The sequence below is a fragment of the Mycobacterium kyorinense genome (genome assembly GCF_002101735.1).
Classification (GTDB): domain Bacteria; phylum Actinomycetota; class Actinomycetes; order Mycobacteriales; family Mycobacteriaceae; genus Mycobacterium; species Mycobacterium kyorinense.
The window spans coordinates 26,592-45,356 of record NZ_LQPE01000141.1 but is presented as its reverse complement, the minus strand read 5'-3'; the positions used below and the strand labels follow the sequence as shown (position 1 = coordinate 45,356).

The window sequence follows — 18,765 nt, the reverse complement described above, 5'->3', positions numbered from 1 at the left end:
GGCGGTGAGCATTTGGAAACTTGCCCAACTCATAAATGGTGAGGATTTTTTAACAGCCCAGTTACATCTCCCCTAGGCGGCCCGGATACGAACTGTTAAAAGTTTACCCGCCGACGTTAAAAAGTCATTAACCCGCTTTGTCCGGGCCCGACGGTTAAGCAAAATAGCGGTGGATCCATTGCCAGACCGCCACACACTCAACTCATAGTCGGCTCCTGAAAGAGTCGATTTATTTTGCTCGGGAGAAATACATGGTGTTCGTCAAGACGATGCCTGAAGCGATCGCCGCAGCCGCAGCCCAGCTCGAGGGCATCGGCAATTCGTTTTCCGCCGAGAGCGCGGCCGCCGCACCTCCCACCACAGCCATCCTGCCCGCGGCCTCCGACGAGGTGTCGTTGCTGCAGGCGGGCGTGTTCTCCACGTACGGGCAGCTGTACCAGTCGGTCAGCGCCCAGGCGCAGGCCGTCCACCAGCAGTTCGTGAACCTGCTGGGAACCAGCGCGGGCTCGTACGGAGAGACCGAGGCGGCCAACCAGGTCGCGGCCGCCTCGACGCCGCTGCAGGGAATGGGATCGCTGTTCGGAGCGTCGTCGGCCGCGTCGGCGGCCCCGACACAGTCGACGGGGCTCGGCGACATTCTCGAAAACCTCGCCAACATGCTCGGTTCGTCGTCGAACCCGCTCAACAGCAACCTCGCCAACCTTGGCAACATCCAGGTCGGGAACTGGGCGTCGGCGGCGTCGGACCTGATCGGTATGGGCGGCGGCGGACTTCTCTCCGCCCTACCCGAGGAAGCCGCCGCCGACGTGGGCGGCCTGGCGGCCGGCTTGGACGGAGCCGTCGCTCCGGCAGCTGCCGGCGGGGTCGGCGGACTTGGCGGCGCGCCGGCGGTGCTGGCCGGGGTCGGCCAGGCCTCAGCTGTCGGTGGGCTGTCGGTGCCGCCGAGCTGGGCAGCCGGAGTCCCGGGAGCGAGTACGCCCGTGACGTTTGCGGCTCAGAACTGGACCACGGCTGCGCCCCACGCCGGGACGGTGACCACCATGCCGGCCGGCATGCCGTCGGTCGCCTCGGCCGGTCGCGGCGGCTACGGCTTCGGAGCGCCGCGCTACGGCGTCAAACCCAAGGTCATGCCGGCAATGCCCAAACCGACGGTTACGTAAGGGATTTGCGATGGCCAATGGCGGCCGGGTTTATCGATTGGCTCAACTGAGGGACGGGATGCAACGCAATGTTCTTTGATTTCGCAGCGCGACCGCCGGAGGTCAACTCTGCGCTCATGTACGCCGGGGCAGGAGCCGGCCCGATGATGGCCGCCGCGTCGGCGTTCAGCAGCCTGAGCTCGGAATTGAGCTCGAACGCGGCTTCCTACGAGGCGGTGATCTCCCAACTCGTCGGCTCCGAGTGGCTTGGACCGTCGTCGGCATCGATGGCCGCCGCGGCCCAGCCCTACATCGCCTGGCTGAACACCACCTCCGGGCAGCTGCAGGAAGCGGCATCCAAGTCCATGGCGTCGGCGGCGGCCTACGAGACGGCCTTCATGGCCACCGTGCCACCGCCGGTGATCGCGGCCAACAGGGCGCAGCTGGCGGCCCTCGTCGCGACGAACATTCTGGGGCAGAACACCCCGGCGATCATGGCGAACGAAGCCATGTACGCGGAATTCTGGGCGCAAGACGCCGCCGCCCTGTACGGCTACGCGGCCACATCGGCGGTGAACGCGCAGGTGTCACCGCTGACCCCACCGGCCCAGAACACCAACCCGGCCGGAGGCGGTCTGCAAGCTGCCGCGGTCGCCAACGCCGCCAACAGCAATGCGACGTCGACGGGCCTGAGCGGGCTGCTCGGCAACCTGACCAACGCGCAGGGGGCGCTCGCCAACCCGCTGAGCGCGGTCACGTCGAACGCGAGTTCCGGAACCTCGATCTGGCAAGGTCTCAACGACCTGCTCGGCGTCCCGATGGTGTCGAACACCATCAACTCCGCAGATGTCACCGCGTCGTGGTGCGCGATGATGACCATCTCGGCCGCGGCGACCCTGGGCCACTTCGTGGCCAATGCCCCGGCGGGCGTCACGGTCGGCGAAGTCACGCCGGTCGGCGCCGGCGTGGGCATGGGCATGACGCTGGCGGGTTCGGCGGCCCCTGCCACCGGCGGTTTCGGTGCGCCGACGGTGCTGGCGGGGATGGGGTCGGCGTCCTCGATCGGCAGCGGATTGTCGGTGCCGGCCAGTTGGTCCTCGGCTACGCCGGCCGGTACCGGCGCCACGTTGGCGGGCAGCGGGTGGACGGCGGCCGCCGAAGAGGCTGGCGAGGTGACGGCCCTGCCGGCCGGTATGCCGTCGGTCGCCTCGGCCGGCCGCGCCGGCTACGGTTTCGGGGCGCCGCGTTACGGGGTCAAGCCCACGGTGATGCCCAAGCAGGTGCTCGTCTGACGAGCACGCCTACAAGACAAAGGCTGCGGTCGCCGCGCATCAAGCGGCAACCGCAGCCTTTTCGTTGACCTTTAGCTGTCGGCGGCGTCAGTCGCTGCCTGCGCAGCAGCGCCGGCAGCCAGGATGCCGACGAACATCTCGTGCATCGCCCGGGCTTGGGCGCTGACCGCCTGATAGGCCTCCCCGTGCAGGGCGAACTGTGTCGCCATCAATGCCGACACCTCGTCGCTGGCTGCCGGGGCCAGCCCGGCCGGCGGGGCGGCGATGGCCGCCTCCAGAGCCGCCAGGGCCGCGCCCCGGCCTTGCAGTTTTGTCAGCGCCGCCGCCAACCCTTCCGGCTGTGTGGCCATAACGAACGAACCTTTCTCGAATCCACCGGAAAAATGGGCCGGCCAGTGCAGCGACTGCCCATTCGTCGTTCATAGTTTTGCCGACCGACCGGCCGAAGAACAGGTTGACAACGGCTTTTTAACGGCCGCGCCCGAACCTTTAACAAATTTCGCTCGAACATGACGGAAACATGAAGAACTTAACAATGCTGAAACTTTTGACGTAGCCTCCGCAGGCTTTCGAAAGTGGGAAATTCAGCTGCGCGACGCTGGTTGTAATCGGCGCCGCAATTCCTAGCTGGCGCGGTCGACCGATCTTTCGGCGCCGCCGCCCAATTCGGCGAGCAGCTCGCGCTCGATCGCACCTTGCAGCTCCGAAGCGTTCTCGGCTTTCCCGTTAGGCAGCACGACGCAGAACACGTCGTCGACCATCGAGCCTCGCGTGGTCACTTTCGCCCAGACGATGTCCGCCCCGGCCCGCTCCAGCGTGCCGGTGAGCCGGGCGAGCAAGCCGGCGCTGTCGGTGGCGCGAACCTCGATGACCTGCCTGCCGGCCGTGCCGTCGAACCAGACGATGCGTGGCCGGGCGGTCGAATCGTGGACGGGGACGCCGGTCGGCACGTCGCGGACAGGGCTGCGGTGCGCATCGCTGTCGCGCTCCGCGAGCATGCCCAGCACGTCGAGGTCGCCGCCGAGCGCTCCGGCGAACTGCTGACGCAGCAGGTCGGCGGCGGCCGGAGAACCGAAGTAGGGCGATACCACGAATTCGTTGATCGCGGCGCCCTCGTGGATGTTCACCGATGCCGAATGCACCCGCAGCGAGTTGAGCGCCAACACGCCCGCGGCTTTGGACAACAACCCGCGCTGGTCCGGGGCGATCATGGCCACGTGGTAGCTGCGCCGGCTGCTGCCGGCCCGCAACTCCACATGCACACCGTGGTCCGCGGCCCGCGAAAGGTATTCGGGATCGATCGGATCGGCGTGCGGCAGCGACTCGCCGGCCATCACCAGCCGACAGCGCCGCACCAGGTCAGCGACCAGCGACGCCTTCCAGTCGCTCCACACCGCCGGCCCGGTGGCCAGCGCGTCGGCTTCGGTCAGCGCGTGCAATACCTCCAGCAGCACCGGATCCCCGCCAAGCGCCTCGGTGACGGTGGCGATGGTGTCCGGGTCGTTGAGGTCGTGCCGGGTGGCGGTCTTCGCCAGCAACAAGTGGTGCAACACCAGCTTCGAGAGCATCTCGACGTCGGAGGGCCACATACCTAGCCTGGTGCCGATCTGCGTGGCCAGCTTGGCGCCGATGACGCTGTGGTCCGTGCCGCGGCCCTTACCGATGTCGTGCAGCAGCGCGGCCAGTACCAGCAAATCCGGACGCGCTACCCGGGTGGTGAAAACCCTTGCGCGCACAGCTGTTTCGACCAAGTGCCGGTCCACGGTCCAGATGTGGACGATGTCGTGGGGCGGCAGGTCGCGGACGGCCTCCCATTCCGGGAACAGCCGGCCCCACAGCCCCGTGCGGTCCAGCGCCTCGATGGTTGCCACCATCGCGGGCCCGGCGGCCAGCAGGACCAGCAGATTGTCCAGCGCTTCGCGCGGCCACGGTGTGCGCAGCTCGGGCGCGGTGTCGGCCAGCCAGCTCAGCGTGGACGCCGCGATCGGCAAGCCGGTGACGGCCGACGCAGCGGCCACCCGCAACACCAGGGCGGGATCGCGTTCCGGTCGCGCGTCGCGGGCCAGCACCACCTCCCCCGCGTACTCGACCACGCCCGCGTCCAGCGGCCGGCGCAGCCGCGGCCGCATCGCCGACATCCCGCGCCGCGGCAGCGCGTTGGCGGCGGTGCGCAGGCCGGCATCGACCCGATAGCTGACGGTCCGGGCCACGTCGGAAAGGCTGCGGGCCAGGTCGTATCGGTCGCCGATCCGCAGCGCCGCGCTGATCTCGTCCGCGTACTGGGCCAACAGCAGGTCATGGCCGCGGCCCGAGACGCGGTGCAGTTCGGTGCGCACGTCGAGCAGCGTGAGGTACGCGCCGGCCAGCGAACCGCCGTCGCGGTCGGCGAGCTGGGCCACGGCCAGCGCCTCGAGCAGTTGGACGTCGCGCAGCCCGCCGCGACCGCATTTCAGGTCGGGCTCGGCGCGGTGCGCGATCTCGCCGCTGCGGCGCCACCGCGATTGCGTGACGTCGACGAGTTCGTCGAAGCGCGAACGGATTTCAGCTCGCCACTGCTGGCGTACGCCGTCGACGAGTCGCGCCGAGAGCCGCTCGTCGCCGGCGATGTGGCGCGCGTCCAGCATGGCCAGTCCGGCGGAAATGTCCTCGCCCGCAACCTGCAATGCCTCGGCAACGGTGCGCACACTATGGTCCAGGCGAATGTTGCTGTCCCACAAGGGATACCACAGCTTCTCCGCGACCTGACCGACGGTTTCTGCGGGCATCTCGTCGTGCACAAGCAGCAGGTCCAGGTCAGAATGCGGCAGCAGCTCGCGACGGCCCAGTGAACCGGTCGCGATAACCGCAAAGCCACTGTGGGCCGTGATACCGATTTCGGCAGCCTTGGCGGACAGCCAGAATTCGTGCAGCTCGCCCCACGCTCGGCGCAGCGCCGCCGCATCCACTTGGCCTGGCGAGCTGGCCAGCAGCTGAGCCCGGGCAGCGGCTAGATCAGTTGCGGCGCAGCAATTTTCACCTGAGGCGATGTCCGACCGGAATGCCTCGGGTGAATCTGGGCCAGGTGGTGTCATTGCTGCCCAGGTCGGATCAGGTGCTCAAATCGCGTCGACTCCACGCTCACCGGTGCGAACCCGCACAACGGTTTCGACGGGGCTGACCCACACTTTGCCGTCGCCGATCTTGCCGGTGCGAGCCGCCCGCACAATGGCATCGACCACTTTGTCCGCGGCGAAGTCGTCGACCAAGACCTCGATCCGCACCTTCGGCACGAAATCCACCGAGTACTCGGCACCCCGGTAAACTTCAGTGTGACCCTTCTGTCGCCCGTACCCCTTGACTTCGCTGACCGTCATCCCCAGGAGCCCCAGCTCCTCCAGGCTGTGCTTGATGTCTTCCAGCGTGAACGGCTTGACGATCGCGGTAATCAGCTTCATATCCTTGTCCCTCTGCTCCCTCGATGCCGTGATGTGCAGGAACCGAACTGGCGACAACCGCGAAGTCGTAACCGCTCTCGGCGTGCTGAGCTTCGTCGATGCCCGAGGCTTCATCCTCCGCGTTGAGGCGCAGCCCGATGGTGAATTTCACGACCAGAGCCAAGATAGCCGTGCCGACAACCGAATACGCAAAGACACTGCCCGCGCCGATGGCCTGCCGCGACAGCTGAGCGAAACCGCCGCCGTAGAGCAAGCCCGGCGACACCCCCGAGACTCCGGCGATGGCAAGGGACTCCGGCGCCGCCAGCAGGCCAACCAGCAGGGTGCCGACCAAGCCTCCGACCAGATGCACCCCCACGACGTCGAGGGAGTCGTCAAAGCCGAATCGGTACTTCAGCCCGACGGCCAACGCGCACGCGACCCCGGCCACAAAGCCGATTGCCAACGCTCCCACAACATTCACCGACGAGCACGACGGGGTGATGGCGACCAGGCCTGCCACGATGCCCGACGCGGCGCCCAGTGACGTCGCACGGCCGTCGCGGATGCGCTCGGTGAGCAACCAGGCGAGCATGGCGGCGGCCGTCGCGATCGTGGTGGTGATGAACGTCGAACCGGCCCCACCGTTGGCGCTGGTGGCCGAACCGGCGTTGAACCCGTACCAGCCGAACCACAGCAGGCCCGCCCCCAGCATGACGAAGGGCAGGTTGTGTGGCCGCATCGGCGTTGCGGGCCAGCCTCGGCGCTTGCCGAGGATGATGGCCAGCACCAGGCCCGCCGCACCGGCATTGATGTGCACGGCGGTGCCGCCGGCGAAGTCGATCGCGTGCAGCTCGTTGAGGATCCAGCCGCCGTGGGCGGATGCGGCCTTGTCGGCGGCGAACACCCAGTGGGCGATCGGGAAGTACACGACCGTCGCCCACAGTGCGGCAAACAGCATCCAGCTACCGAACTTCAACCGGTCGGCCACCGCACCGGAGATCAACGCGACGGTGATGATCGCGAACATCAGTTGGAACGCCACGAAAACCGTCGCGGGCAAGGTACCCACCAGCGGAATCTCAACGCCGGGCGTCGAGTTGGCCGGGTCGGCGGCGACGGCGTTGACACCGATGAGGCCCTTCAGACCCCAGTACTGGGTGGGGCTGCCCGCGATGTTGCCGACGTCGTCGCCGAAAGCGAGCGAATAGCCGTAGAGCACCCACAGCACCGTCACGACGCCCATCGCGCTGATGCTCATCATGATCATGTTGAGGACGCTCTTGGCGCGGACCATGCCGCCGTAGAAAAACGCCAGCCCCGGCGTCATCAACAGCACCAGCGCCGAGCTGGCCAGCATCCAGGCGGTGTCCCCGGTGTCCGGTACCCCCATCGTCGGGAAATGGTCCACGCCCAACCTCCTGTCGCCGTATGACCTGGTCAAACAATGAGCAGTGGTTGTTTCGGGTCCGACGCAGCACGGTTTCGCCGGAGTTACAGGATGCTCACGGGCAATTGTGGCGACCCGCCGCGCCCGGCTACGCCGCGCTTGCGATCGCCACCGCTCAGCCGAGCAACGCGTCGACGAACGCGGCGGGCTCGAACGGCGCCAGGTCGTCGGGCCCCTCCCCGAGCCCGACCAGCTTGACCGGCACGCCCAGCTCCTGCTGGACGCGAAACACGATGCCGCCCTTGGCGGTCCCGTCCAGCTTGGTCAGCACGGCGCCGGTGATGTCGACGACGTCGGCGAACACCTTCGCCTGCGCGAGCCCGTTCTGCCCGATCGTGGCGTCGAGCACCAACAGGACCTCGTCGACGGCCGCTCGCCGGCTCACCACCCGTTTGACCTTGCCGAGTTCGTCCATCAGCCCGGTCTTGGTGTGCAGTCGTCCGGCGGTGTCGATGACGACGACGTCGGCGCCGGTCGCGATGCCCTTGTCCACGGCGTCGAACGCCACTGACGCGGGGTCGGCCCCCTCGGCGCCGCGCACCACCTCGGCGCCCACCCGGGCGGCCCAGGTCTGCAGCTGGTCGGCCGCGGCGGCCCGAAACGTGTCGGCCGCGCCCAGGACGACGCGGCGACCGTCGGCGACCAGCACTCGTGCCAGCTTGCCGACCGTCGTGGTCTTGCCGGTGCCGTTGACGCCGACGACCAGCAGCACCGACGGATGGTCGGCATGCGGCAGCGCGCGGATCGAGCGGTCCAGGTCGGGCCGCAGCTCGCTGATCAGGACGTCGCGCAGCACGGCGCGGGCCTCGGCCTCGGTGCGCACGTTTTTGCTGGCGAGTTGGCTGCGCAGCTGCGTCACCACCGAGGTGGCGACGACCGGGCCGAGGTCGGAGATCAGCAGGGTGTCCTCGACGTCCTGCCAGGAGTCTTCGTCGAGGTCGCCGCCGCCGAGCAGGCCAAGCATGCTGCGGCCCAACGCGTTCTGGGATTTGGCCAACCGTCCGCGCAGGCGCTCCAGCCGGCCTTCGGGAGGGGCGATGGCCTCGATCTCGGGCGCCTGCGGGGCCACGTCCGGTTCGGGCAGTGCGACGTCGGTGATGGTGCGTTTGGGCGCGTCGCGCGGAATGGCCGCGTCGTCGCCGACGCCGGGCAGGCCGGTGGTGTCGAGTCGTTCTGTCTGGCTGAACGTGATTCCCGACGATGCGGTGTAGCCGCCGGAGCGGTCGAGGGTCTCTCCGCGGGCCGACAGGCTGATCTGCCGCCGGCGGTAGCGGACCAGGCCGAAGACCAGCGCGGCGATGACGACCAGTGCAACGGCGACCGCCAGTGCGATCCACAGACCTTCAGACACCCCGCCATTGTTCCAGGGGCGTGACAGCGGCTATGCGGGGCTGCCTACCAGCTCCTGACCCCGCAGCCGCTGCGAGATGACCGCGGTGATGCCGTCGTCGCGCATGGTCACGCCGTACAGCGAATCGGCCACTTCCATCGTCGGTTTCTGGTGGGTGATCACGATCAGCTGCGACTGGGCCCGCAACTGCTCGAACAGCTGCAGCAGCCGGTGCAGGTTGGTGTCGTCGAGGGCGGCTTCGACCTCGTCCATGATGTAGAACGGCGACGGGCGGGCCCGAAAGATCGCGACCAGCATCGCCACCGCTGTCAGCGACTTCTCGCCGCCGGAGAGCAGCGACAGTCGCTTGATCTTCTTGCCGGGTGGGCGGGCCTCCACCTCGATGCCGGTGTGCAGCATGTCGTCGGGGTCGGTCAGTCGCAGCCGGCCCTCGCCGCCGGGGAACAGCGCGGCGAACACCTGCTCGAACTCGCGCGCCACGTCGGCGTAGGCGTCGGTGAACACCTGCAGGATGCGGGCGTCGACGTCGGCGACGACGTCGAGCAGATCCTTGCGGGCCGCCTTGACGTCCTCGAGCTGGGTGGACAGGAAGTTGTAGCGCTCCTCCAGCGCGGCGAACTCCTCCAGCGCCAGGGGGTTGACCCGGCCCAGCTCGGCCAGCTCGCGTTCGGCGCGCTTGGCGCGGCGTTCCTGGGTTGCCCGGTCGTAGGGCATCGGCGCCGGCGCGGTGACCTGCTCGCCGCGCTCGCGGGCCTGCTCGTACTCGGCCATCTCCAGCTCTGTGGGCGGCAGCGGGACGTCCGGGCCGTATTCGGCGACCAGGTCGTCGGGCGCCATCCCGAACTGCTCGAGCACCATCTGCTCGAGCTGCTCGATGCGCAGCGCGGCCTGCGCCTTGGCCACCTCGTCGCGGTGCAACGACTCGGTCAGCGCGGCGACCCGGTTGCCCAGCGCGTTGACCTCGTCGCGCACCGCCGCCATCGCCGTCGAGCGTTGCTGGCGTTCGGCGGCCAGCGCGTCGCGGTTGCGCGACGCGGCGCGCACCACCCGGTCGAGCCTTTCGGCCAGCAGCCGCCCGGCATCGGCCACCGCGGCGGCCACCGCGGCGGCATGCTCACGCGCGGCGCGGGCCTGCTGGGCGCGCAGCCGTGCCTCCCGTTCGGCGGCGGCGGCGCGGCGCAGCGAATCCGCCCGTCCGCGAACGGCATTCGCGCGTTCTTCGGCGGTGCGCACCGCCAACCGGGCTTCCACCTCGGCGGCCCGGGCGGCCTCGGCGGCCGCCGCGATCTGCTGGCGCTCGACGGGCTCGGTGGCGCTCTCCGGCTGGGTCTGCTCGGCGTTGCGCAGCCGGGTCTCGAGCTCGCCGAGCTCCTCGAGGGTCTGGGCGCGTCCGGCCTCCAGCTCCTCGCGCTGGTGCAGCAGCCGGCGCCACTCCTGTTCGGCGGTGCGGGCGTCCTGGCCCAGCCGGCCCAGCTGCTCGTAGATCGCCGAGATCGCGGCGTCGGATTCGTTGAGGGCGGCCAGCGCCTGCTCGGCGGCGTCCTGGCGGGCGGCCTGTTCGCTCAACGCCCCGGACAGCGCCGCGGACAGTTGGCTGGCCTGCGCCTCGGCGGCGGCCAACTCGGCGCGCGCCTTCTCGATCTCGCTGGTGATCTCCAGCGTCGACGGTTTGCGGTCCGAACCGCCGCTGACCCAGCCGGCGCCGACCGAGTCGCCGTCGAGCGTGACCGCACGCAGCTTTGGTTGTCCCGCAACAAGATCCAGCGCCGCGGCCAGGTCGGCGACCACCGCCACCCCCGACAGCATCGCCGTCATCGCCCCACGCAGCCGCGGTGGCGCCTCGATCAGGTCCAGCGCCCAGCGGGCGCCGTCGGGCAACATGCCTTGTGGCGCAGCGTCTTCCGGCCAGTCCCCCAGCACGATCGCCGCGCGACCGCCGTCGGCCTGCTTGAGTGCGCTCACCGCCGAGCGGGCCGCACCGAAACTGTCTGCGGCTACGGCGTCGGCGGCGGCGCCGAGGACCGCCGCCAGCGCCGTCTCGTAGCCGGAGGCCACCTTGACCAGTTTCGCAAGCGTGCCGAAAATGCCTGAGCCACTGCGGTTCTCGGTCAGCCAAGCGGCGCCGTCCTTGCGTTCGAGCCCCACCGCCAGCGCGTCGATCCGCGCGCGCAGCGACGCGACCTGGCGTTCGGCGCCGCGTTCGGCGGCCTGCAGTTCGGCGACCCGCTCGTCGGCCAGGCGCAGCGCGGCAACCGTGCGGTCGTGGTGCTCGTCGAGACCGACCTCGCCCTGGTCGAGCTCGCCGACCCGGCCCTGCACGGTTTCGAACTCGACCTGGGCCTGCTGGGCGCGGGCGGCGGCTTCCTCGATGCGCTCGGAGAGCTTGGCCACTTGAGAGTCCGTCGATTCCACCCGCGCCCGCATGGTCTCCACCTGGCCGGCCAACCGGGCCAGGCCCTCGCGCCGGTCGGCTTCGGCGCGCACGGCCGCCAGGTGCGCCGCTTCGGCTTCGGCGGCGTGGCGTTCGCGGTGGGCCAGCTCCGCGCGGGCTGCCTCCAGCCGGCTGCGGGTACCGGCCAGCTCGGCCAGCAGCTGCTGCTCTTGCGCGGCGACCTGGTCGGCTTCGGCCTCCAGCGCGTCGGGGTCGGGGCCGCCGGTGGCCGCCGGCTCGACGTCGAGATGCTGGGCGCGCTCCCGGGCGATACGCACGGTGGCGCTGACGCGTTCGGCCAACGCGGACAACCGAAACCAGGTCTGCTGTGCCGATTCGGCCTTGTGCGACAAGGCGGCCAGCGCCTGCTCGTGGGCCGCCAGCTCCTCCGACGCCACCGCCATCCGGGCGGCTGCTTCGTCGTGCTCGCGGCGCAACGCCGCCTCGGCTTGGTTGGTGTCCTCGAGCTCGGCTTGCCGGGTGACGACGTCGTCGGCGGCCAACCGCAGCCGGGCGTCGCGCAGGTCGGCCTGAATGGTCGCCGCGCGACGGGCCACCTCGGCCTGGCGGCCCAGCGGTTTGAGCTGGCGGCGCAGTTCGGTGGTCAGGTCGGTGAGCCGGGCCAGATTCGCCGACATCGCCTCGAGTTTGCGGACCGCCTTTTCCTTGCGCTTGCGGTGCTTGAGCACCCCGGCGGCTTCCTCGATGAACGCCCGACGGTCCTCGGGCCGCGACTCCAGGATCTCGTTCAGCTTGCCCTGCCCGACGATGACGTGCATCTCGCGGCCGATGCCGGAGTCGGAGAGGAGCTCCTGCACATCCATCAAACGGCAACTGCTGCCGTTGATTTCGTATTCGCTGGCGCCGTCGCGGAACATGCGACGGGTGATCGACACCTCGGAGTATTCGATCGGCAGCGCGTTGTCGGAGTTGTCGATGGTGACGGTGACCTCGGCACGGCCCAACGGTGCCCGCGAGCTGGTACCGGCGAAGATGACGTCTTCCATCTTCCCGCCGCGCAGCGTCTTGGCGCCCTGCTCGCCCATCACCCAGGCCAGCGCGTCGACGACGTTGGATTTGCCCGAACCGTTGGGCCCGACGACGCAGGTGATGCCCGGCTCGAAGCGCAGAGTCGTCGGCGAAGCGAAGGACTTGAAGCCCTTGAGCGTCAGACTCTTCAGGTACACGGCGTGCAGACTACCTTTCAGTGAACCCGTTGATGGGTTCGCCGCGCGGCGACCAGTCGGCGACGACTTTGTCGACCTGGCCTGGTGTTTTGCCGCTCTGCAACAACTGCAACAGCTGTTCACAGGCGTCACGTGAGCCCTGCGCGACAACCTGCACCCGCCCGTCGGGCCGGTTGGCGGCGTAGCCGGTCAACCCCAGTTCCAGCGCCCGGCTGCGCGTCCACCAGCGGAAGCCGACGCCCTGCACCCGGCCGTGCACCCAGGCGGTGAGCCGGACGTCAGGCATCGGCGATCTCGAAGTTGACCGTGGTGCCGGACTTGAGGGTGCGCCCGACGGTGCAGACCTGGTCGACGGCGCGCTGCACGACGGTCAGCACGCGCGCCTTCTCGGCGTCGCCCAGCCCGGACAGGTCCAGCTCGAGGGTCTCCTCCAGCAGGGGATAGCGCTCCTGCTCGCGGTCGGCCGCGCCGGAGACCCGGACCACCGCCTTGTAGTCGTCACCGAGCCGGCGGGCCAGCGGCTCGTCGCTGGCCATCCCGCTGCAGGCCGCCAGCGCGATCTTGAGCAGCTCGCCGGGGGTGAACACACCGTCGACGTCCTCCGAGCCGACGAGGACCTGCGCGCCGCGCGAGCTGTGCCCGGTGTAGCGCCTCGGACCGGTACGTTCCACCCACAGTTGCGTCATGGCCTCTTTTCTACCGGTCACCCCTTCCGGCGCGAGCGTGCGCGTCCCCGGCCTACACGCCGGCCGGATTCCCGGGTTTGCGCACCCTCGTGCCTCAGCGGCGCGGTCGCGGTTGGCATCTCGGGCAGTAGTACGACGAGCGGTTCATGAACTTCTCGCGGCGGATCACCGCGCCACACCGCCGGCAGGGTTGGCCGTCGCGGCCGTAGGCGTCCAGCGACCGGTCGAAGTAGCCGGACTGCCCGTTGATATTGACGTACAGCGAATCGAACGACGTACCGCCCTGCTCCAGCGCGTCGCGCATCACGTCGGCGGCCGCCGCCAGCACCGCGGTCAGTTTCGGGCGGGTCAATGTGTCGGCGAGGCGCGCGCCGTTCACCTTGGCCCGCCACAGCGCCTCGTCGGCGTAGATGTTGCCGATCCCCGACACGACCGTCTGGTCCAGCAGTTGACGTTTGATCTCAGAATGCTTGCGCCGCAACACCTTAACCACAGCATCGACGTCGAAGCGCGGGTCGAGCGGGTCGCGCGCCAGATGCGCCACCGGCGCAGGCACCACACTGCCGTCGACGGTCACCAAGTCGGCGAGCAGCCAGCCGCCGAACGTCCGCTGGTCGACAAAGCTCAGCGCGGTCCCGTCGTCGAGCACCGCGGCAATCCGCAGGTGACCTGTGTTGGGGACGGCGCCGATCAGCATCTGCCCGCTCATGCCCAGGTGCACGACGAGCGCGGTGTCGCCGTCGTCGAGCGTGAGCCAGAGATACTTGCCGCGCCGGTCGGTGCCGGTGATTCGCGCGCCGAGCAGCCGCGCCGTCAAGTCGGCCGGGCCGGCCTCGTGGCGGCGCACCGCCCGCGGATGGTGCACCCGGACCGCGGCGATGGTCTTGTCGACCACATGGTCGGCCAACCCGCGCCGCACTACCTCGACTTCGGGCAGTTCAGGCATCTAGGCGCTGTCCAGCGCGGTCCACGCCGCGGCCGCCGCCTTTTGTTCGGCTTCCTTCTTGGTTCGGCCCACACCGGAGCCGTATTCGGTGTTCATCACGATGACGACGGCGGTGAATTCCTTGTCGTGGTCCGGGCCGGTCGAGGTGACCTGGTAGGACGGTGCGCCCAGGCCGCGCGAGGCGGTCAGCTCCTGCAGGCTGGTCTTCCAGTCCAGGCCGGCGCCCAGGTTCGGCGCCGCGTCCAGCAGCCCACCGAACAGCCGCAGGATCACCTGGCGGGCGGTCTCGATGCCGTGGTGGAGGTAGATCGCGCCCAGCAGGGATTCCATCCCGTCGGCCAGAATGCTCGACTTGTCGGCGCCGCCGGTGTTGGCCTCCCCGCGGCCCAGCAGCAGGTGGGCACCGAGCCCGTGGTCGGTCAGCCCCCGCGCGACGTCGGCTAGGGCCTGGGTGTTGACCACGCTGGCGCGCAACTTGGCCAGATCCCCCTCTGAGCGGTCGGGGTGGCGGCGGAACAGCTCGTCGGTGACCGTCAGGCCGAGCACGGCGTCGCCGAGGAACTCCAGGCGCTCGTTGGTGGGCAGCCCGCCGTGCTCGTAGGCATAGCTGCGGTGGGTCAGCGCCAGGGTGAGCAGGTCTTCGGGCAGGTCTACCCCGAGCGCCTCGAGCAGCTCGTTCACGGCTGCGCCTCGTCGTCCGGCGGCAGCATCGCGGCCAGCTTGGCCCAGCGCGGGTCGATCTGGTCGTGGTGATGGCCGGGTTCGGCGGTGGCCAGCGGCACCCCGCAAGTGGGGCACAGCCCAGGGCAGTCGGCCCGGCACACCGGGGACAGCGGCAGTTCCAGCCCGACGGCGTCGATGACCGGCTGCTCGAGGTCGACGATGTCGTCGACGACGCGGCCAACCTCGTCTTCCTTGGTGGTCACGTCGGTGGCGCTGTCGGGGTAGGCGAACAGTTCGGTCAGCACGACCTGCACATGCCCGGCGACCGCGGTCAGGCAGCGGACGCATTCACCGGTGGTCGGCGCGTCCAGCGTTCCGCTCACCAGCACGCCTTCGGACACCGACTCGACGCGCAGGTCCATCTCCAAGGGGGCGCCGCGCTCGATCGCGATCAGGTCCAGCCCGATGCGGGACGGGCTTGCCACGGTGTCGTGGACCGAAAACATGGCTCCGGGGCGGCGTCCCAGTCGCGAGATGTTGATCGCCAGCGGCGAAGTCGGATGCCGCTGGGCCGTCGAACTGTGCTGCCTGGGCATGCCCGCAATCCTACGGGCGGCTCACGCTAACGCTGTGCGTAGTCGTGGATGCCGGCCGCGGTCCGCAGCTGGTGGCGGCCGCGGTTGACCGACCGCAGCGTGCCGTTGAGGAATTCTTCGAATTCGGCCAGTTTGCTGTCGACGTAGATGTCGCATTCGCCGCGCAGCCGGTCCGCTTCGGCGTGCGCCGCGTCGATGAGCCGGGTGGCCTCGGCGTTGGCGGAAGCCACCACCTCGGTCTGCGACACCAGGCGCTGCTGCTCCTTGATGCCCTCTTGCACGGCTTTCTCATACGAGATGTTGCCCTCTTCGACCAGCCGGTCGCATTCCGCCTTGGCGCGTCCGGTGGTGGCCTCGTACTCGCGCTTTGCCGCGGCCGCGATGCGAACCGCTTCGTCGCGCGCCTCGGAAACCATCCGCTCGCTGTGTTGGCGCGCCTCGGCGACCATCCGGTCGGCCTGCGCCTTGGCGTCGGCCAGGATCCGGTCCGCCTCCGAGCGGGCGTGGTTGATCATCGACTCCGACTCGGTGGTGGCCGAGGACACCATGGAGTCGGCGTGTGTCTTGGCGTCGTGCAGCAGCGAGTCGCGCGCGTCGAGCACGTCCTGCGCGTCGTCGAGTTCGCCGGGGATCGCGTCCTTGATGTCGTCGATCAGCTCCAGCACGTCGCCGCGCGGCACCACACAGCCCGCCGTCATCGGCACGCCACGGGCTTCTTCGACAATCGCGCCCAGCTCGTCGAGCGCTTCGAAAACTCGGTACACCGCAACACCCTCCCGGCATCGTTGTTGTTACCAGTGTGCCTGGTGTTGCGTCTGTGACTGCGTTGCCGGGCCCGGTGTGTCGAATATTGGCGGGCCTGAGCAGCGCCGCTCACCTGCACACTTGGGCGTCATTATGTCGGCCGGCACAACCCGCGCCAAGCGCGGCCCCACAATGAGACGGGTGGATGCCGTACTTCGCGCCCTCGGCATGGCCGGCTCGATGGCGTGGGAAATTCTGTGGGCACTGATCCTGGGTTTCGCGCTGTCGGCGGTGGTCCAGTCCCTGGTGCGACGCTCGACGATCGCTGCGCTGCTCGGTGACGACCGGCCGCGCACGCTGGCCGTGGCGGCGGGGTTGGGCGCCGCGTCGTCGTCGTGCTCCTACGCCGCGGTGGCGTTGGCCCGTTCCCTATTCCGCAAGGGCGCCAACTTCACCGCCGCCATGGCCTTCGAAATCGCCTCGACCAATCTGGTGGTGGAGCTCGGCATCATCCTGGCGCTGCTGATGGGTTGGCGGTTCATGGTGGCAGAGTTCATCGGCGGGCCCGTGATGATCGTGACGCTGGCCCTGTTGTTCCGGCTGTTCGTCCGGTCGCGAGTGATCGACGCCGCCCGCCGGCAGGCCGAACGCGGTATCGCCGGTTCGATGGAAGGCCATGCAGCCATGGACATGTCGGTGCAGGGCGAAGGCTCGTTTTGGCGACGGCTGCTGTCCCCGCAAGGGTTTACCGCTGTCTCGCACGTCTTTGTCATGGAATGGGCGGCGATCCTTCGCGACCTGGTCCTCGGCTTGTTGATCGCCGGCGCCATCGCCGCCTGGGTACCCGAAACATTCTGGCAGCACTTCTTTTTCGCACAGAATCCGATGCTGTCTGCGCTGTGGGGGCCGATCGTCGGACCGCTGGTGGCGATCGCGTCGTTCGTCTGCTCGATCGGCAATGTGCCGTTGGCGGCGGTGCTGTGGAACGGGGGCATCAGCTTCGGCGGCGTCATCGCGTTCATCTTCGCCGACCTGCTGATCCTGCCGATTCTGAATATCTACCGAAAGTATTACGGCTTCCGGATGATGCTGACGCTGCTGGCCACCTTCTACGCCGCGATGGTGGTGGCCGGATACTTCGTCGAATTACTTTTCGGCACAACGCATCTCATTCCGACTCAGCGTGTCGCGACGGTGATGCATGCCGGAATCTCGTGGAACTACACCACGTGGCTGAACATCGTGTTCTTGGCTCTGGCGGCGGTTCTGGTGGCACGATTTGTCCTCACCGGCGGCGTGCCGATGCTGCGGATGATGGGCGGGTCGCCTGACGCTGAGCACGGACACCACTAGTAGTTGCTGGGTACCACAAAACGGATATTGGCCGTGTCGGGGCACGCGCCGGAGGACCATCGCCCGAAATCACTGTAATCACTTGTGTCACTTTGGTTTTACTTCGGCATTCCAGTGGCGCTTGTCCGGCCGCTCTGATACCATTCGAACATGCATTCGAGTAGCCGGGAGGACACCGTCGAGGTCTTCGACGCCCTCAAGGCTGCCATGAAACGCGCGCTGGACCTGTCCTTCGACGCGCTGACCACCCCGGAATGCCTGACCATGCTCGAGTGCTGCGAAACCCTGCGCCGCCAGCTGCCCGCCGTCGAACACCCACTGATCAACCAACTCGGTGCGCAGGCCAACGACACCGAGCTGGGCGGCACGCTGCGCTTCGCGCTGGCCGACCGGCTGCGCATCACCCCCGCCGAAGCCTCCCGGCGCATCCACGACGCCGAAAACCTCGGGGAGCGCCGCGCCATCACCGGCGAACCATTGGAGCCGGTATTGCCCGCCACCGCCGCCGCCCAACGCGCCGGCCAGATCGGCGCGGGTCACGTGGCGGTGATCCGCAGCTTCTTTGCGCACCTGCCGGGCTTTGTTGACGCCGAGACCCGCGAGCACGCCGAGGCGCATCTGGCCGGGCTGGCCGGCGAGCACCGCCCCGACGACCTGGCCAAGCTGGCCGCCCGGCTCACCGACTGCCTAAACCCCGACGGCGATTACACCGACGACGAGCGGGCCCACCGGCGCACCCTCATCCTTAGCAAGCAAGGCCCCGACGGCATGAGCGCCATCAGCGGCTATCTGACCCCCCAAGCCCGCGCCACCCTCGACGCGGTGCTGGCCAAACTGGCCGCCCCCGGCATGTGCAACCCCGACGACCTCACCCCCTGCCTGGCCGGTACCCCGTCGCAGCAGGCCATCGACAACGACACCCGCTCGGCCGGCCAGCGCAACCACGACGCCCTGGTCGCCGCCGGGCGCGCCCTGTTGGCCTCCGGCGACCTGGGCCAGCACAACGGGTTACCGGCGTCGATCATCGTCAGCGCCAACCTCGCCGACCTGGAAGCCAAATGCGGCACAGCGCTCACCGCCGGCGGCACCCTGCTACCGATGAGCGACGTCATCCGCATGGCAAGCCACGCCCACCACTACCTGGCCATCTTCGACAAAGGCCACGCAATCGGGCTCTATCACACCAAACGCATTGCCTCACCCGGTCAACGAATTGTGCTACACGCCAAGGACCGCGGGTGCTCGTTTCCCAATTGCGATATGCCCGGCTATCTCACCGAAGTCCACCACGTCACCGCCTGGGCCCAATGTCACAAGACAGACATCGTCGACCTCACTCTGGCCTGCGGTCCGCACCACAAACTCGCCGACCGAGGCTGGACCACCCGCAAGCTCAAAAACGGCGACACCGAATGGATACCACCGCCACACCTCGACCACGGTCAACCCAGAACGAACACCTACTTCCACCCGGAGAAGATCCTCCGCGACGGAGACGACGACGGGCCGTAGCG

The 18,765-nt window shown here is 68.7% G+C and carries 16 protein-coding genes; 4 read left to right on the top strand and 12 right to left on the bottom strand.

Annotated elements, in window-relative coordinates:
• The first annotated feature begins 251 nt into the window (after positions 1-251).
• Together AWC14_RS17960 and AWC14_RS17955 are read left to right on the top strand one after the other, a co-directional pair.
• Positions 252-1,160 (top strand): PPE family protein, SVP subgroup, encoded by a 909-nt coding sequence (locus AWC14_RS17960; protein WP_045381009.1) that lies wholly within the window; start codon positions 252-254, stop codon positions 1,158-1,160.
• A 68-nt stretch (positions 1,161-1,228) separates the two neighbouring features.
• Positions 1,229-2,431, top strand: a complete 1,203-nt coding sequence (locus tag AWC14_RS17955; protein ID WP_045381005.1) for a PPE family protein — start codon at positions 1,229-1,231, stop codon at positions 2,429-2,431.
• Between the two features lie 71 nt (positions 2,432-2,502).
• Here AWC14_RS17955 and AWC14_RS17950 read toward each other — a convergent pair whose 3' ends face one another.
• The 12 genes from AWC14_RS17950 to sepIVA form a co-directional block, all read right to left on the bottom strand.
• On the bottom strand, positions 2,503-2,781 hold the full coding sequence (locus tag AWC14_RS17950) for a PE family protein (protein ID WP_045381002.1): 279 nt from the start codon (positions 2,779-2,781) through the stop codon (positions 2,503-2,505).
• Positions 2,782-3,054: 273 nt separating this feature from the next.
• Entirely contained in the window at positions 3,055-5,502 is a 2,448-nt protein-coding gene (locus AWC14_RS17945) for a [protein-PII] uridylyltransferase (protein ID WP_085241385.1), read from the bottom strand.
• A 24-nt stretch (positions 5,503-5,526) separates the two neighbouring features.
• A complete protein-coding gene (locus AWC14_RS17940; protein WP_235215965.1) occupies positions 5,527-5,808 on the bottom strand; it encodes a P-II family nitrogen regulator in 282 nt (93 codons plus the stop codon).
• A complete protein-coding gene (locus AWC14_RS17935; protein WP_193393861.1) occupies positions 5,735-7,255 on the bottom strand; it encodes an ammonium transporter in 1,521 nt (506 codons plus the stop codon). The genes AWC14_RS17940 and AWC14_RS17935 overlap by 74 nt, the downstream gene beginning before the upstream one ends.
• Before the next feature lie 154 nt (positions 7,256-7,409).
• Positions 7,410-8,645 (bottom strand): signal recognition particle-docking protein FtsY, encoded by a 1,236-nt coding sequence (gene ftsY / locus AWC14_RS17930; protein WP_045380996.1) that lies wholly within the window; start codon positions 8,643-8,645, stop codon positions 7,410-7,412.
• 30 nt (positions 8,646-8,675) lie between these two features.
• Positions 8,676-12,263 (bottom strand): chromosome segregation protein SMC, encoded by a 3,588-nt coding sequence (smc, locus tag AWC14_RS17925; RefSeq protein WP_045380993.1) that lies wholly within the window; start codon positions 12,261-12,263, stop codon positions 8,676-8,678.
• Positions 12,264-12,273: 10 nt separating this feature from the next.
• The gene (locus AWC14_RS17920) at positions 12,274-12,549 is read right to left on the bottom strand and encodes an acylphosphatase (protein ID WP_045380990.1); all 276 of its coding nucleotides are present in this window, start codon (positions 12,547-12,549) and stop codon (positions 12,274-12,276) included.
• Positions 12,542-12,949 (bottom strand): OsmC family protein, encoded by a 408-nt coding sequence (locus AWC14_RS17915; RefSeq protein WP_045380987.1) that lies wholly within the window; start codon positions 12,947-12,949, stop codon positions 12,542-12,544. The genes AWC14_RS17920 and AWC14_RS17915 overlap by 8 nt, the downstream gene beginning before the upstream one ends.
• A 94-nt stretch (positions 12,950-13,043) precedes the next feature.
• Positions 13,044-13,895 (bottom strand): DNA-formamidopyrimidine glycosylase, encoded by an 852-nt coding sequence (gene mutM, locus AWC14_RS17910; protein WP_045380984.1) that lies wholly within the window; start codon positions 13,893-13,895, stop codon positions 13,044-13,046.
• Positions 13,896-14,576, bottom strand: a complete 681-nt coding sequence (rnc, locus tag AWC14_RS17905) for a ribonuclease III (protein ID WP_045380981.1) — start codon at positions 14,574-14,576, stop codon at positions 13,896-13,898.
• Positions 14,573-15,154 carry a YceD family protein gene (locus AWC14_RS17900; RefSeq protein WP_045380978.1) on the bottom strand — a complete coding sequence of 194 codons (582 nt, stop codon included), beginning with the start codon at positions 15,152-15,154 and terminating at the stop codon, positions 14,573-14,575. Before AWC14_RS17900 ends, rnc begins: the two co-directional genes overlap by 4 nt.
• Before the next feature lie 26 nt (positions 15,155-15,180).
• A complete protein-coding gene (gene sepIVA / locus AWC14_RS17895; protein ID WP_045380975.1) occupies positions 15,181-15,918 on the bottom strand; it encodes a cell division protein SepIVA in 738 nt (245 codons plus the stop codon).
• A gap of 172 nt (positions 15,919-16,090) precedes the next feature.
• Here sepIVA and AWC14_RS17890 point away from each other — a divergent pair, with 172 nt between their 5' ends.
• Both AWC14_RS17890 and AWC14_RS17885 read left to right on the top strand, forming a co-directional pair.
• A complete protein-coding gene (locus tag AWC14_RS17890; protein WP_045381079.1) occupies positions 16,091-17,251 on the top strand; it encodes a permease in 1,161 nt (386 codons plus the stop codon).
• Between the two features lie 150 nt (positions 17,252-17,401).
• The gene (locus AWC14_RS17885) at positions 17,402-18,763 is read left to right on the top strand and encodes an HNH endonuclease signature motif containing protein (protein WP_045380972.1); all 1,362 of its coding nucleotides are present in this window, start codon (positions 17,402-17,404) and stop codon (positions 18,761-18,763) included.
• Positions 18,764-18,765: the final 2 nt, after the last annotated feature.

Bases quoted from the DNA above. Each gene is read 5' to 3' on its own strand.
- AWC14_RS17915 (WP_045380987.1), bottom strand. From the start codon at position 12,949: ATGACGCAACTGTGGGTGGAACGTACCGGTCCGAGGCGCTACACCGGG.
- AWC14_RS17920 (WP_045380990.1), bottom strand. From the start codon at position 12,549: ATGCCTGACGTCCGGCTCACCGCCTGGGTGCACGGCCGGGTGCAGGGC.
- AWC14_RS17950 (WP_045381002.1), bottom strand. From the start codon at position 2,781: ATGGCCACACAGCCGGAAGGGTTGGCGGCGGCGCTGACAAAACTGCAA.
- AWC14_RS17945 (WP_085241385.1), bottom strand. From the start codon at position 5,502: ATGACACCACCTGGCCCAGATTCACCCGAGGCATTCCGGTCGGACATC.
- AWC14_RS17900 (WP_045380978.1), bottom strand. From the start codon at position 15,154: ATGCCCAGGCAGCACAGTTCGACGGCCCAGCGGCATCCGACTTCGCCG.
- mutM (WP_045380984.1), bottom strand. From the start codon at position 13,895: ATGCCTGAACTGCCCGAAGTCGAGGTAGTGCGGCGCGGGTTGGCCGAC.
- AWC14_RS17960 (WP_045381009.1), top strand. From the start codon at position 252: ATGGTGTTCGTCAAGACGATGCCTGAAGCGATCGCCGCAGCCGCAGCC.
- AWC14_RS17955 (WP_045381005.1), top strand. From the start codon at position 1,229: ATGTTCTTTGATTTCGCAGCGCGACCGCCGGAGGTCAACTCTGCGCTC.
- AWC14_RS17890 (WP_045381079.1), top strand. From the start codon at position 16,091: ATGAGACGGGTGGATGCCGTACTTCGCGCCCTCGGCATGGCCGGCTCG.
- AWC14_RS17885 (WP_045380972.1), top strand. From the start codon at position 17,402: ATGCATTCGAGTAGCCGGGAGGACACCGTCGAGGTCTTCGACGCCCTC.